The sequence below is a fragment of the Arthrobacter sp. SPG23 genome (assembly GCF_000876655.1).
GTDB lineage: Bacteria > Actinomycetota > Actinomycetes > Actinomycetales > Micrococcaceae > Arthrobacter.
This window is the reverse complement of the sequence record NZ_JYCN01000017.1, coordinates 165456-179312: the sequence shown is the minus strand read 5'-3', so window position 1 is coordinate 179312 and position 13857 is coordinate 165456. Positions and strand designations below refer to the sequence as shown.

Sequence of the window (13857 nt, the reverse complement as noted above, 5' to 3'; positions counted from 1 at the left end):
GCCGGGAACTTCCGGACAGGGGGTCCTGGGCGCCCTACTCGGCGGCCTTGCTTTGGTTGTAGCTGGTGGACCGCTCCTGGCCGCTGAGCTCCGCGATGGCGTCCATGATGCGGTCCGTCACCTGGCGGCGGGCGGGCAGCGAGTGGTCCGGCCCGGTCTTTTCGAAGTACAGCGGCTCGCCGACCTTCATGGTGAAGTGCTGCGGCTTCACGCCGTTCTGCCCGGCGGGCTGGAGGTTCTCGGTCCCGATGAGGCCGACAGGAATGACCGGCGCGCCGGTGGTCAGTGCGAGCCAGCCGACGCCGGTGCGGCCCCGGTAGAGGATGCCGTCCCGCGACCGTGTGCCCTCCGGATAGATGCCGATGCCTTTTCCGGCCTCGAGGATGTCCAGCAGCGTTTTGAGGGCGGCCACGCTGGCTGCCTGCTCCCCGCGCTCCACCGGAATGGAACCGACGGATTCGAAGAAGGACTTCATCACCTTCCCCTTCACGCCCCCGGTGGTGAAATATTCGGCCTTGGCGAAGAAGGCCACCGGCCGGGGCATCAGTGCCTGGACGATAACGCTGTCCAGGAAGGACAGGTGGTTCGGCGCGACAATGAACGGACCTTCCGTGGGAACGTTCTCCAGCCCGATGACGGTCGGCCGGCAGGTTCCGGAGATCAGCGTGCGGGTGGTCCAGCGGATCGCATCAAACAACGCCATCGTTGTTCACCTCGCTCAGGGCAGCGGCGCGCAGGGCGTCCAGGCGTTCAACGGTTGCCACAAGATCCGTGGTGGTGTGGACGATTGCCATGGCCCCTGCCTCGTGGAGTTCGCCGTCAGGGGCGAATCCCCAGCTGACGCCGATGCAGTCAAGGCCGTTGGCCATGGCGCCGGCCACGTCCTGGGCGCGGTCACCCACCATCACGGCGTGCTGCGTGCGGAGGTCGGACAGTGCGGCGGCAACGATTTCGGTCTTCCCGAGCGGAGCCCGGGCGTGGGCGGCTTCGTCGGCGGCTGAACCGCGGATGAAACGGAAGGAGGACGCGATGCCGTGGTGTTCCAGCACGATCCGTGCGAGCCCTTCCGGCTTCTGCGTGGCCACGGCGATCGGACGGCCGGCGGCGGAGTATTCCTCGACGAGGTCACGGATGCCCGGGTACAGGCGGCTCTGGGCGATACCCGTTTCGAGGTAGTAGGCCCGGTACAGGCGGATGACCTCACCCAACTGCTCCTGTGGAACTCCCGCGATATTGAGGAGGGAATCGCTGAGCTTCGGGCCGATCATCGCGTTGAGTTGGGCCGGGGCGGGAACCCCGATGCCGAGTTCAGTAAGGGCCGCGGAGATTCCGTCCGTTATCCCCCCGGCCGGATCGACAAGAGTGCCGTCCAGGTCGAAGATCACGGGCACTGTTGAAAGGGTCACCGGGTTAGTTTCCCACAAGTGCGCTAATGGCTGAAACTCGCATTCCCCGGCGGGAATACTTCTTCCCGCCGGAGCAGCAAGCTCCAGCCATTCGTCGCGGTCGCGGCGGACGCTAGCCCAGGATCTCCGCCAGGAAGGACGCCGTGTAGCTTGTAGTGGACTTGGCGACCTGTTCGGGGGTTCCGGTGGCGATGATCTGACCGCCGCCGGAACCGCCGTCGGGACCGAGGTCCACGATCCAGTCCGCGCTCTTGATGACATCGAGGTTGTGCTCGATGGTGATCACGGTGTTGCCCTTGTCCACCAGCCCCTGGAGGACCATCAGCAGCTTGCGGATGTCCTCGAAGTGCAGCCCCGTGGTGGGTTCGTCCAGGACATAGATGCTGCGGCCGTTGGATCGCTTCTGGAGTTCGGCGGCGAGTTTGACGCGCTGCGCTTCACCACCTGAGAGCGTGGTGGCCGGCTGTCCCAGGCGCACGTAACCGAGACCGACGTCCACGAGGGTGCGAAGGTGGCGGGCAATCGGGGTGAACGCGGCGAAGAACTCCGCGCCCTCCTCGATGGGCATGTCCAGGACGTCGGCGATGGTCTTGCCCTTGTAGTGGACTTCCAGGGTTTCCCGGTTGTACCGCGCACCATGGCAGACCTCGCACGGGACGTAGACGTCCGGCAGGAAGTTCATTTCGATCTTCAGCGTGCCGTCGCCGGAACAGGCCTCGCAGCGGCCGCCCTTCACATTGAACGAGAACCGCCCGGGCTGGTAGCCGCGGACCTTGGCCTCGGTGGTTTCGGCGAACAGCTTCCGGATGTGGTCGAACACACCCGTGTAGGTGGCGGGGTTGGACCGGGGGGTCCGGCCGATGGGGCTCTGGTCGACGTGCACCACCTTGTCCAGGTGTTCGAGGCCCTGCACTGACTTGTGCCTGCCCGCCACCTGCTTGGCGCCGTTGAGCTTGTTGGCCAGTACCTTGTAGAGGATTTCGTTGACCAGGGTGGACTTGCCGGAACCGCTCACGCCGGTGACCGCCGTCAACAGGCCCAGCGGGAAGGCGGCATCCACGTTGACCAGGTTGTTCTCCCTGGCGCCGACGACCTTCAGCTCCCGCTTCTTGTCATACTTGCGGCGCTTCTTCGGGATTTCAATCTTCTTCCGGCCGGAGAGGTAGTCGCCGGTGAGGGATTCGGTGTTCTCCAGGAGTTCCTTGTACGAACCGGAGTGCACCACCTGGCCGCCGTGTTCACCGGCGCCGGGCCCGATGTCGACCACCCAGTCGGCTTCCTGGATGGTGTCTTCGTCGTGCTCCACCACGATCAGGGTGTTGCCGAGGTCGCGCAGCCGCGTGAGCGTTTCGATCAGCCGGCGGTTGTCCCGCTGGTGCAGGCCGATGGAAGGTTCGTCGAGGACGTAGAGAACGCCCACGAGGCCGGAACCGATCTGGGTTGCCAGCCGGATGCGCTGGGCTTCGCCGCCGGACAATGTGCCGGAGGGACGCTCCAGGTTGAGGTACTCCAGCCCTACGTCGAGGAGGAAGGTCAGTCGCGCCTGGATTTCCTTGAGGACCTGGTGGGCGATCTGGGCTTCGCGGCCGGTCAGCACCAGGGTGTCCAGGAAGTGCGCGCACTCCCGCATGGGCATGGCAGCCACCTCGGCGATGGACTTGCCGTTGATCAGCACGGACAGCGAGGCCGGGTTCAGGCGGGCGCCGTTGCAGGCAGGGCACGGGATCTGCCGCATGTACTCTTCATACCGGTCCCGGGCAGAGTCCGAATCCGTTTCCAGGTGCTTGCGGTGGACGTACTGGATCACGCCCTCGAAGCCGGTGCTGTACTTGCGCTCCCGGCCGAAGCGGTTGCGGTACTGCACGACGACCTTGTGGTCCTTGCCGTGCAGGACGGTCTGCCGGATGTCCTTGGGAAGTTTCTGCCACGGCGTCTTCATGGAGAAGCCGAGCTCCTTCGCCAGCCCGGACAGCAGCCGGTTCCAGTACTCGCTGGTGGCGGTGCCCAGCGACCAGGGCGCGATGGCGCCCTCATCCAGGGAAAGCTCCCCGTTTGGAATGATGAGTTCCTCGTCAACCTCCAGCTTGGTGCCGATGCCGCTGCACGCCGAGCACGCCCCGAAGGGGTTGTTGAACGAGAACGAGCGGGGCTCGATCTCATCAATGGCGAGGGGGTGTTCGTTGGGGCATGCGAGGTGCTCGGAGAACGCCCGGATCCGTTCCGGATCATCGGCTTCAAGGTCCACGAACTCTGCCAGCACACGGCCCTCAGCCAATCCGAGTGCTGTCTCGACGGAGTCCGTCAGGCGCTGGCGGATGCCGTCCTTGACCACGAGCCGGTCCACTACCACCTCGATGGTGTGCTTGAACTGCTTGCCGAGCTTGGGCGGATCGCTGAGCTGGATGAGGTCGCCGTCGACCCGGGCCCGGGAGTAGCCCTTGGCGGTGAGTTCCTTGAAAAGATCGACAAATTCACCCTTGCGGCCGCGGACCACGGGGGCGAGGACCTGGAAGCGCGTGCCGTCCGGCAGTTCAAGAAGCTGGTCCACGATCTGCTGCGGCGTCTGCTTGGCCACCTGCTCGCCACAAATGGGGCAATGCGGGCGGCCCACACGTGCCCAGAGCAGGCGCATGTAGTCGTAGATCTCCGTGATGGTGCCGACGGTGGACCGGGGGTTCTTGCTGGTGGATTTCTGGTCGATCGAAACAGCCGGGGACAACCCCTCGATGAAGTCCACATCCGGCTTGTCCACCTGCCCCAGGAACTGGCGGGCGTACGCGGAGAGGGACTCGACGTAGCGGCGCTGCCCCTCGGCGAAGATCGTGTCGAATGCCAGGGATGACTTGCCCGACCCGGAGAGCCCGGTGAAAACGATCATGGAGTCGCGCGGCAGGTCCAGGTCCACGTTTCGCAGGTTATGCTCCCGGGCCCCTTTTACTACGAGGCGGGAAAGGTCAGGGCGCGCCGGTTTCCCTGGTTTTAGGGGGACGACGGCGGAGCGGGCATCAAGGGCTGGTTCTTCAGCTACGGCTTTAGGCACCCACTAATGCTAATCGAAAACTTCTTCGAATTTCTATTGCGGGGGCCTATTCGGCGTCGTAGGCGGCCGCCAGCAGCTGCACTGCCTCCGCGAAGCTGGCGCCCTGGGCCTTGGCCGCCGTGGCGAATTCGGCCGCCGCCGCGGTCAGCGATGTCCAGGCCTCGTCCCTGGCGCAGATCACGGTTCCGTGCCGGCCGCGGGTGGCGACCACTCCGGCTGCTTCCAGCTCCTTGTACGCCCGGGCCACCGTGTGCGGTGCGACGCCCAGTGCGCTGGCAAGGCTCCGCACTGCGGGAAGCCGGGTGCCGGGAGCGAGGGCACCGCTGTCCGCCCGTTCGATGATGTTCAGGCGCAGCTGTTCAAAGAGCGGCACGGAGCTGCCCTGGTTCGGCCGCCAGGTCCCCGGAAATTCGTTCTCGCCGCTCACAGTCCGGACTCCGCTGCCCGCAAGGACTCTTCGCCGCCGGCAAACTGGGCGTCATAGAGCCTGCTGTAGTGGCCCTTCGCTGACAGCAGCTGGTGGTGGTTCCCTTGTTCAACGATTCGTCCGTGGTCCATGACCAGAATTAGATCAGCGTCCCGCACGGTGGACAAACGGTGGGCAATCACGAAGCTGGTCCGGCCGTGCCGCAGCCGCTGCATTGCCTGCCGGATCTGTACCTCGGTGCGCGTGTCCACGGAACTTGTTGCCTCGTCCAGGACCAGGATGCTCCGGCCGGCGAGGTGCGCCCTGGCGATGGTGATCAGCTGCCGCTGGCCCTGGCTGAGGGTGTCGCCGTCGTTGCCCAGCACGGTCGCGTAGCCGTCCGGCAGGGACCTGACGAAGTGGTCCACCAGGGTGGCTTCGGCGGCGGCGAGGACCTCGGCTTCGCTCGCACCGGGCCGGCCGTACTCGATGTTTTCCCTGATGGAGCCCGTGAACACCCAGGCGTCCTGCAACACCATCCCGATCATGGACCGCAGCTCGTCGCGGGAGCGCTCCGTGATGTCCGTGCCGTCGATGGTGATCCGGCCGGAATCCAGCTCGTAGAACCTCATGAGCAGGTTCACCATGGTGGTCTTGCCGGCTCCGGTATGGCCCACAATGGCCACGGTCTGCCCGGGCTCGGCGGTGAAGGACACATCCCGGACCACGGGGGAACCGCCGCCATAGCCGAAGGTGACGGCGTCGAACACCACCCGGCCGCCGGCCGCGACGGCGCCGGACGTGCGGGTGTCCGCCGTCGCGTGCTGTCCTGCGCCGTCCGCCGGAAGGGCTGACGCGTCCGCCGGGATTTCCGCCGCGTCCAGCAGGGCGAACACCCGCTCCGCTGACGCAATGCAGGACTGGATCAAGGTGACCATCCCGCCGATCTGGCCGATGGGCTGGCTGAAAAGCCTGCTGAACTGGATGAAGGCCTGGACACCGCCAATGGTCATTGCCCCGGCAATGACCTGCAGGGCCCCCACCACAGCCACCGCTATGTAGTTAAGGTTGGAGACGAACACCAGGAGGGGCTGCACCGCGCCTGAAACGTACTGGGCGCGGGCACTGGTCCGGAAGAGCCTGTCGTTGCTGTTGGTGAAGGTCTCGGTGGCCAGCCCCTGCCGGCCGAACGCCTTGAGCACTTCGTGGCCCGTGATGTATTCCTCGAGGTGTGCGTTGAGTTCGCCCGTGGTGCTCCATTGCTCGGAAAAATGCGCCTGCGACTTCCGGGCCACGAGCACCGTGACCACCGTGGAAAAAGGCACGGTGACGAGGGCGATCACTGCCAGGATCGGTGAGAGCCACAGCATCATGGACAGTGAGCCGAGCAGCATCAGCACCGACAGGATCAGCTGGTTCAGCAACTGGTTCAGGGCCTGCGAGATGTTGTCGACGTCGTTGGTTGCCCGGCTCAGGACGTCGCCGCGGCGCTGCTCGTCGAAATGCGCGGACGGCAGCCGCGCCAGTTTGTCCTCCACAGCCGCCCGCAGCCGGTAGCTCACCCGTTGCACAGCCGTGGCAGTGACCGCTCCCTGAACCCAGCTGAAGGCTGAGGCGCCCAGGTACATCACCGCTACGACCAGGAGCAGGGCGCCCAGCTTTTGCTCGTTGAAGGTCCCGCCAAAAACACCTTCAACCACGACGTCGGTGGCGTCACCCAGCAGTTTGGGAGCCGACACGTTGAGCGCGACGAACGCGCAGGTGGCAGCCACAGCGGCGATCATGCGCCAGGTGAAGGGCCGAAGCAGCCGCAGCAGCCGCCTGCCGGTGGCCCAGGCGCCGGCACCCCCGGAACTGACCGCCGTCGTCGTTGCAGTCGGTGCGGTCACAGCCTGCCTCCCAGCGCAAGCTGTGAGGCGGCAATCTCCTGGTACACCGTCGAGGTGCGCATGAGTTCCGTGTGTGTCCCCTGCGCAACGAGCCTGCCCTGGTCGAGCACCAGGATGAGGCCCGCGTCGAGGATCGTGGCGATGCGCTCGGCCACGATGATCACCGTGGACCGGCGCGTGAGCGGGGCGAGCGCCTGGCGGAGGCGGGCGTCCGTTGCATAGTCCAGCGCGGAGAGGCTGTCGTCGAAAAGGTATACCGGGGCGTCCCGGAGCAGCGCGCGGGCAATGCACAGGCGCTGGCGCTGCCCGCCGGAAAAATTCGTTCCGCCCTGGCTCACGGCGCTGTGGAGCCCGTGCGGCAGTTCGCGCACGAAGTCCTCCGCCTGGGCGGCGCGGAGCGCCCGGAGGAGGTCCGCGTCGCTGGCGTGCGGGGCTGCTATCCGCAGGTTCCCGGCCACGGTCCCGGAAAAAAGGTAGGCGCGCTGGGGTACCAGCGACAGGCTGTCCCGCAGGAAATGGAGAGGAAGTGAGCGAACGTTGTGGCCGCCGATGAGGATGTCCCCCGACGTGGCGTCCAGGAACCGCGGCAGGAGGTTGAGCAGCGTCGACTTGCCGCTACCCGTTGAACCGATGATGGCGGTGGTGGTACCCGGCGACGCGGTGAAGCTGATGCCTTCCAGCACGGGCGCTTCCGCTCCGGGATAGGCAAAGGTGACGTCGCGGAATTCCACCGTGCCGCCCGGCGTGCGCCGGCCCGGGGGCAGCCCTGCGCGTGAGATCGGAGGATCAGCGATGGCCGGGCTGGTGTCCAGCACGGCCTGGATCCGTTCGGCGCAGACCGCGGCGCGGGGAGCTGTCATCAGCACGTACATCGCCATCATGATGGCGATGAGGATCTGCAGGATGTAGGCGATGAAGGCTGTCAGCGAGCCGAGCTGCATGTCGCCGGCCTGGATCCTGTGGCCGCCGAACCAGACGACCGCCACGGACGACAGGTTGACCACGATCATGATCAGCGGAAGCATCCCTGCCACCATGAGTGCCGACTGCAGGTTGTTACGGGTCAGTTCGCGGTTGACGACGGCGAAGCGGCGCGCCTCGTGCGCCTGGCGGACGAACGCGCGGATCACGTTGGCGCCGATGATCTGCTCGCGCAGCACGCGGCTGATCCGGTCGATCAGCACCTGGCCCTGCCGGTACAGGGGTACCAGGCGGCGGACGATCACATACATGATGAGGACCAGCACGGGCACGATGGCCACCACGATGCCGGAGAGGACCACGTCCTGGTTCAGGGCCAGCACGATGCCGCCGATGCCCATGGCGGGCGCCGCCACCAGCATGGTGAAGACCAGGACGGCCAGCGCCTGGATCTGCTGGACGTCATTGGTGGCCCGGGTCACCAGGCTGGTCACGCCGAACGTCCCCACTTCCTGGGAGGACAGCGACTGGACTTTCGCGAAGAGCTCCTGGCGCAGTTGACGGCCAAGCTTCATGGCCACGTTCGCACTGAAGTACCCGGCAGCCAGGGCGGCGGCAACCTGGACGGCGGCAATTGCGGCCATCCACCCGCCCAGCCGCAGGATCAGGTCCGTGTTTCCCTTAACGATTCCATCGTCGATGACGGAGGCATTGAGCGTGGGCAGGAAGAGGTTGGCCGTGGTCTGGACGAACTGCAGCACCACGATGGCCAGAACGGCAGGCTTATGCGCGGCGAGCAGCCGCATCATCATGCCCCGGAGCACCGCAGCTCCTCCCGCCGTGGCGCCATATTCAGCCCCGTTTCCGCGCGACTGCGAAGATCCTTCGGAACGGAAACACTGTGCCGTGGGCCGTGGCCGGATAGGCATCCCGCAGCCCCGCGGAGTACTCCGCTTCGAATTCAGCCGCCTCGTCGGGTGAGAGCGCCGCCAGCACCGGCCGCAGCCCGGCTCCCCTGACCCACTCCAGCACCGGATCCGGCCCGTGGAGCACCTGCTGGTAGGTGGTTTCCCACGCATCCGCGTCGCAGCCGGCGTCGAGCATGATGTTCAGGTATTCGGCCGGTTCGGCGACGGCGTCGTCGTGGCGCAGCACGCCGTCGAGCGTATCCTTCCAGCGGCGGGACTCCGCGAGCTGCCGCATGAGCACATGCGAGGATGACGTGAAATTGCCGGGAACCTGCAGGGCGAACCATGCGCCGGGCCTGAGTGCCTCCAGCCAGCCGGCCAGCAGTGCGGGGTGTCCGGGGACCCACTGCAGCGCCGCGTTGGACACCACCACATCGGTGCGTGCCGATGGCCTCCAGTCGGTGATGTCCTGAAGCGTGAAGGACAGGTTGGCAGCCTGTGCCGAGTGCTCCGCTGCCTTGAGAAGCATCTCGGCGGACGAGTCGACTCCCACCACCCGGGCATCAGGCCAGCGTTCCGCCAGGGTGGCGGTCAGGTTGCCTGGCCCGCAGCCGAGGTCAACCACGTGGCGGGGACCCTCGGCGTGGATGCGCGCAGTCAGGTCAAAATACGGCCTGTCGCGGTGGTTGCCGAACTCCACGTACTTCGCAGGATCCCACTTCAAAGACGCCCCCTCCAATGGCTCATGCTGTTGCCGTCAGGCCGAGCCTAGCCCGGGCCGGGCCCGCGACCAAGGAAGAACCACCCATTGGCGGCTGGCACTAAGCTTGAAAGCAATGAAACTCGTTGAGCAGCTCCCCGTCCCGGCCGAACGCACGTCCAGCGGGACGGACCTCGATCCGGACGAGCTCTACACCCGCTTCGTCGAATGGACCGAAAGCCGCGGATTGTCCCTTTACGCCGCACAGGACGAAGCCATCATGGAGCTGGCGTCCGGGGATAACGTCATTCTGGCTACTCCCACGGGTTCCGGCAAGTCCCTGGTGGCAATCGCCGCACACTTCCAGGCCATGGCGCGCGGGGACCGCAGCTACTACACGGCGCCCATCAAGGCGCTTGTGTCGGAGAAATTCTTCGCCCTGTGCGAGATATTCGGCGCCGAAAACGTGGGGATGATTACCGGCGACTCCGGCGTCAACCAGGACGCCCCCATCATCTGTTGCACCGCCGAAATCCTCGCCAACATCGCCCTTCGCGAGGGTGCGGGAGCGGATCTTGGCGCGGTCATCATGGACGAGTTCCACTTCTACTCCGACCCGCAGCGCGGCTGGGCCTGGCAGGTGCCGTTGCTGGAACTCCCGCAGGCGCAGTTCCTGCTGATGTCCGCCACACTGGGCGATGTCAGCCGCTTCGAGGCCGGCCTCACGGAACTGACGGGGCGCCCGACGACGACAGTCAGTTCCGCTGAACGCCCGATTCCGCTCCACTACTACTACGAGCAGACTCCTGTGCACGAGACCCTCGAGGAGCTTCTGTCCACCAAGCAGGTCCCGGTCTATGTGGTCCACTTCAGCCAGCTTGAGGCGATAGACCGGGCTCAGAACCTGATGAGCATCAACGTCTGCACCCGCGAGGAGAAGGACAAGATCGCGGAGCTGATTGCCGGCTTCCGTTTCGCGGCCGGCTTCGGCAAGACCCTCAACCGGCTGGTGCGGCACGGCATCGGCGTCCACCACGCCGGGATGCTGCCAAAGTACCGGCGGCTGGTGGAACAGCTGGCGCAGGCCGGCCTGCTCAAGGTCATCTGCGGCACGGACACCCTGGGCGTCGGGATCAACGTGCCCATCCGCACCGTCCTGCTCACCGCCCTGAGCAAGTACGACGGCGTCCGCACCCGGCTGCTGAACTCGCGCGAGTTCCACCAGATCGCGGGCCGCGCGGGGCGGGCCGGCTACGACACCGCCGGCACCGTGGTGGTGCAGGCTCCCGAACACGTCATCGAGAACGTCAAGGCGATGGCGAAAGCAACCGCCAAGTTCGGCGACGACCAGAAGAAACTCCGCCAGGTGGTCAAGCGCAAGCCGCCGGAAGGCTTCGTGTCCTGGGGCGAACCGACTTACAACCGGCTGGTGAGCTCAGTCCCGGATCCGCTGACCTCAAGCTTCACCGTGACGCATGCCATGCTGATGAACCTGATGGAACGTCCCGGCGACCCGTTCAAGGCGGCACGCCGGCTGCTCACCGAAAACCACGAGCCCCGCAGTTCGCAGCTGCAGCTGATGAAGAAGGCCCTCGGAATCTACCGCGAGCTGCTGGCCGCAGGAGTGGTGGAGCGGATCCCGCCGGAGGAGCAGGGCCCCGACGGCAGAACCGTCCGGCTCACGGTCCACCTGCAGGCCAACTTCGCGCTGAACCAGCCGCTCTCGCCGTTTGCGCTGGCGGCGCTGGAGCTCCTTGATCCGGAGTCGCCGTCGTACGCCCTCGATGTGGTGTCCGTCATCGAATCCACGCTGGAAAAGCCCCGGCAGATCCTCTCCGCCCAGCAGAAGAAGGCCCGGGGCGAAGCCATCGCCGCCATGAAGGCCGACGGCATCGAGTACGACCAGCGGATGGCCATGCTGGAGGATGTCTCCTACCCGCAGCCGCTCGCGGAAATCCTGGGTGAGGCCTTCGATGTCTACCGCAAGGCCGCACCGTGGGTGGGCGACTTCGAACTCGCCCCCAAATCGGTGGTCCGGGACATGTACGAACGGGCCATGAACTTCGGAGAATTCGTCCAGTTCTACGGACTGGCCCGCTCCGAAGGCATTGTGCTGCGGTACCTCGCCGACGGCTTCAAGGCACTGCGGCAGACGGTGCCGCAGGACGCCCTGCGGGAAGACCTCGAGGACCTGATTGCGTGGCTGGGCGAGCTGGTCCGCCAGGTCGATTCCAGCCTCCTGGACGAATGGGAAGAGCTGACCTCCGGGGCAGCCCCGACTCCGCATGACGCTCCCCCGCCTCCCCCGCCGTCACTGACCTCCAACATCAGGGCTTTCCGGGTGATGGTCCGGAACGAGATGTTCCGGCGCGTGGAGCTTTTCGCCGACGAGGCGGCCACGGAACTCGGTGAGCTCGACGGCGGCGCCGGCTGGGATGCCGACCGCTGGGAGGACGTCCTGGATGACTACTTTGACGAACACAACGACATCGGCACCGGGCCGGACGCCCGCGGGCCTGGCCTGCTGATCATTACCGAGGAACCCGGGATCTGGAAAGTGCGGCAGATCTTCGACGATCCCGCCCGAAACCACGACTGGGGCATCTCGGCGGAAGTGGACCTTGCGGCATCCGACGAGACGGGCACGGCCGTGGTCCGGGTGACCGACGTGAACCGCCTGTAGGCGCTAGTAAACTCGAACAATGAGTGTAATCCGCCCCGCAACCGTTGAAGACGTCCCCGTCATCCTGCAGATGATCCATGAACTGGCCATCTACGAAAAGGAACCCCACGCAGTCCGGAACACCCCGGATATGCTCACCAGGGTCCTCTTCGGCGAAAACCCTCGGGTGTACGCGGCAATGGCCGAGAATGAATCCGGCCAGGTCCGCGGCTTCGCGCTCTGGTTCCTGAACTACTCCACGTGGGAAGGCGTCCACGGCATCTACCTGGAGGACCTTTACGTGACTCCGGAGGCCCGCGGCGAAGGCCACGGCAAGGCGCTGCTGCAGCACCTGGCGGCCACCGCCGTCGAACGCGGTTACGCGCGCGTTGAGTGGAGCGTCCTGGACTGGAACGAACCGTCCATCAACTTCTACAAGAAGCTGGGCGCGTTACCCATGGACGAGTGGTCCACCTTCCGGCTGACCGGGGAGGCCCTCAAGTCGTTCGGAACGTCCCGCGAGGCGCAGGTCATTGGCTGATCTTCCGATGACCGGGCTGGCTGCCGTGGGGATGCTGGAGGCTGCGGCCGATGCCGCGGCCACGCTTCCCAACACCGTCCCGCACACCGTCAAGGCGCGCCACGAGTACCGCGGGATGCGCACGGCAGAACACTATTTCGAGGTGCCGCTGGACCATTTCAGCGGCGGCACCGGGGAGACCGTCACCGTGTTTGCGCGCGAGTACGTCTCCGCCGGCCACACCGAGGAAGAAGCCGCCAAGCTGCCGTGGCTGCTCTACCTGCAGGGCGGTCCCGGCGGACGGGGCAACCGGTTCCCCTCCCTCGGCGGCTGGAGCAAGGCCGCCGCCAGGGACTTCCGCATCCTCATGCTGGACCAGCGCGGGACGGGGCTGTCCACGCCGATCGACCGGAACACGCTCCCGCTCCGCGGGAACGAGACAGACCAGCTTGAGTACCTGGCGCACTTCCGGGCGGACTCGATTGTTGCCGACGCCGAAGCGATCCGGCATGCCCTCGGGTCCGCGCCGTGGACCATCTACGGGCAAAGCTACGGCGGCTTCTGCGCACTCAGCTACCTCTCCTTCGCCCCGGAAGGCCTGCGCGGGGCGCTCATCACCGGCGGCCTGGCTCCGCTGCACGGTCCTGCGGACCGGGTGTACCAGGCCACCTACCGGCGCGTCGCCGCCCGCAACGCAGAATACTTCAAGTCCTACCCCGAGGACCGCGCCGCGGTCACCCGGATTGCCCGGCACCTTCGCGAAACGGAAGAGCACCTGCCCGACGGCGAGCGGCTCACCGTGGAGCGTTTCCAGATGGTGGGGTCGTTCCTTGGCGGAAATACCCGCGTGGACACCCTGCACCATCTGCTGGAGGACGCCTTCGTGGCCACGCCCGGCGGCGAACGCCTCTCGGACGCGTTCCTGGAGCAGGTACGCGGAATCGTCACACGTGCAGGGAACCCGCTGTATGCCCTCATGCACGAGTCCATCTACGGGCAGGGGGAAGCCACGGACTGGGCCGCGTTGCGCGTGCTCCAGGACTTTCCCGAATTCCGCCCGGACGCGGCCGAGCCGCTGCTGACCGGAGAAATGGTCTATCCCTGGTATTTCGAACAGGACGCGGCGCTCCGGCCGCTGCGCAATGTTGCCCAGCTGCTGGCTGAGAAGTCTGACTGGAAGCCGCTGTATGACGCAGGGCAGCTGGCATCGAACGCCGTTCCCGTGGCCGCCGCGGTGTACAGCGAGGACATCTACGTCGACCGGGACCTTTCGCTCGAAACGGCGTCGGCCGTCCGCGGGCTCCAGGTCTGGGAGACCGCGGACTTCCACCACGACGGCATCGCGGACGACGGCGAAGGCATCTTCGGGCGGCTGTTGGGCATGGTGCGCTCAGTCCGTATCTGA

At 66.1% G+C, this 13857-nt stretch carries 10 protein-coding genes; 3 read left to right on the top strand and 7 right to left on the bottom strand.

Annotated features, from left to right (window positions below):
- Positions 1-34: 34 nt before the first annotated feature.
- The 7 genes from TV39_RS10640 to TV39_RS10610 form a co-directional block, all read right to left on the bottom strand.
- The gene (locus TV39_RS10640; protein WP_043481399.1) at positions 35-703 is read right to left on the bottom strand and encodes a lysophospholipid acyltransferase family protein; all 669 of its coding nucleotides are present in this window, start codon (positions 701-703) and stop codon (positions 35-37) included.
- The gene (locus TV39_RS10635) at positions 690-1406 is read right to left on the bottom strand and encodes an HAD hydrolase-like protein (protein WP_043481397.1); all 717 of its coding nucleotides are present in this window, start codon (positions 1404-1406) and stop codon (positions 690-692) included. Before TV39_RS10635 ends, TV39_RS10640 begins: the two co-directional genes overlap by 14 nt.
- 112 nt (positions 1407-1518) lie before the next feature.
- Complete coding sequence (uvrA, locus tag TV39_RS10630) at positions 1519-4446, bottom strand: excinuclease ABC subunit UvrA (protein ID WP_043481394.1); 2928 nt, start codon at positions 4444-4446, stop codon at positions 1519-1521.
- Between the two features lie 46 nt (positions 4447-4492).
- Positions 4493-4873 carry a GntR family transcriptional regulator gene (locus TV39_RS10625; RefSeq protein WP_043481390.1) on the bottom strand — a complete coding sequence of 127 codons (381 nt, stop codon included), beginning with the start codon at positions 4871-4873 and terminating at the stop codon, positions 4493-4495.
- Positions 4870-6636 carry an ABC transporter ATP-binding protein gene (locus TV39_RS10620; RefSeq protein WP_235347363.1) on the bottom strand — a complete coding sequence of 589 codons (1767 nt, stop codon included), beginning with the start codon at positions 6634-6636 and terminating at the stop codon, positions 4870-4872. Before TV39_RS10620 ends, TV39_RS10625 begins: the two co-directional genes overlap by 4 nt.
- A 101-nt stretch (positions 6637-6737) precedes the next feature.
- Positions 6738-8474 (bottom strand): ABC transporter ATP-binding protein, encoded by a 1737-nt coding sequence (locus tag TV39_RS10615; protein WP_043481496.1) that lies wholly within the window; start codon positions 8472-8474, stop codon positions 6738-6740.
- A gap of 40 nt (positions 8475-8514) precedes the next feature.
- Entirely contained in the window at positions 8515-9294 is a 780-nt protein-coding gene (locus tag TV39_RS10610) for a trans-aconitate 2-methyltransferase (protein ID WP_043481386.1), read from the bottom strand.
- A 112-nt stretch (positions 9295-9406) separates the two neighbouring features.
- Here TV39_RS10610 and TV39_RS10605 point away from each other — a divergent pair, with 112 nt between their 5' ends.
- Genes TV39_RS10605 through TV39_RS10595 form a run of 3 tightly spaced genes read left to right on the top strand, consistent with a single transcriptional unit; the run spans position 9407 to position 13857 of the window.
- Positions 9407-11953 (top strand): DEAD/DEAH box helicase, encoded by a 2547-nt coding sequence (locus tag TV39_RS10605; RefSeq protein ID WP_043481385.1) that lies wholly within the window; start codon positions 9407-9409, stop codon positions 11951-11953.
- 19 nt (positions 11954-11972) lie between these two features.
- Positions 11973-12473 (top strand): GNAT family N-acetyltransferase, encoded by a 501-nt coding sequence (locus tag TV39_RS10600; protein ID WP_043481384.1) that lies wholly within the window; start codon positions 11973-11975, stop codon positions 12471-12473.
- Between the two features lie 31 nt (positions 12474-12504).
- On the top strand, positions 12505-13857 hold the full coding sequence (locus tag TV39_RS10595) for an alpha/beta fold hydrolase (protein WP_043481494.1): 1353 nt from the start codon (positions 12505-12507) through the stop codon (positions 13855-13857).

Coding starts and splice junctions, on each gene's coding strand:
- TV39_RS10640 (WP_043481399.1), bottom strand. CDS start 703: ATGGCGTTGTTTGATGCGATCCGCTGGACCACCCGCACGCTGATCTCC.
- TV39_RS10620 (WP_235347363.1), bottom strand. CDS start 6,636: ATGATCGCCGCTGTGGCTGCCACCTGCGCGTTCGTCGCGCTCAACGTG.
- TV39_RS10605 (WP_043481385.1), top strand. CDS start 9,407: ATGAAACTCGTTGAGCAGCTCCCCGTCCCGGCCGAACGCACGTCCAGC.
- TV39_RS10600 (WP_043481384.1), top strand. CDS start 11,973: ATGAGTGTAATCCGCCCCGCAACCGTTGAAGACGTCCCCGTCATCCTG.
- TV39_RS10595 (WP_043481494.1), top strand. CDS start 12,505: ATGCTGGAGGCTGCGGCCGATGCCGCGGCCACGCTTCCCAACACCGTC.
- TV39_RS10615 (WP_043481496.1), bottom strand. CDS start 8,474: ATGATGATGCGGCTGCTCGCCGCGCATAAGCCTGCCGTTCTGGCCATC.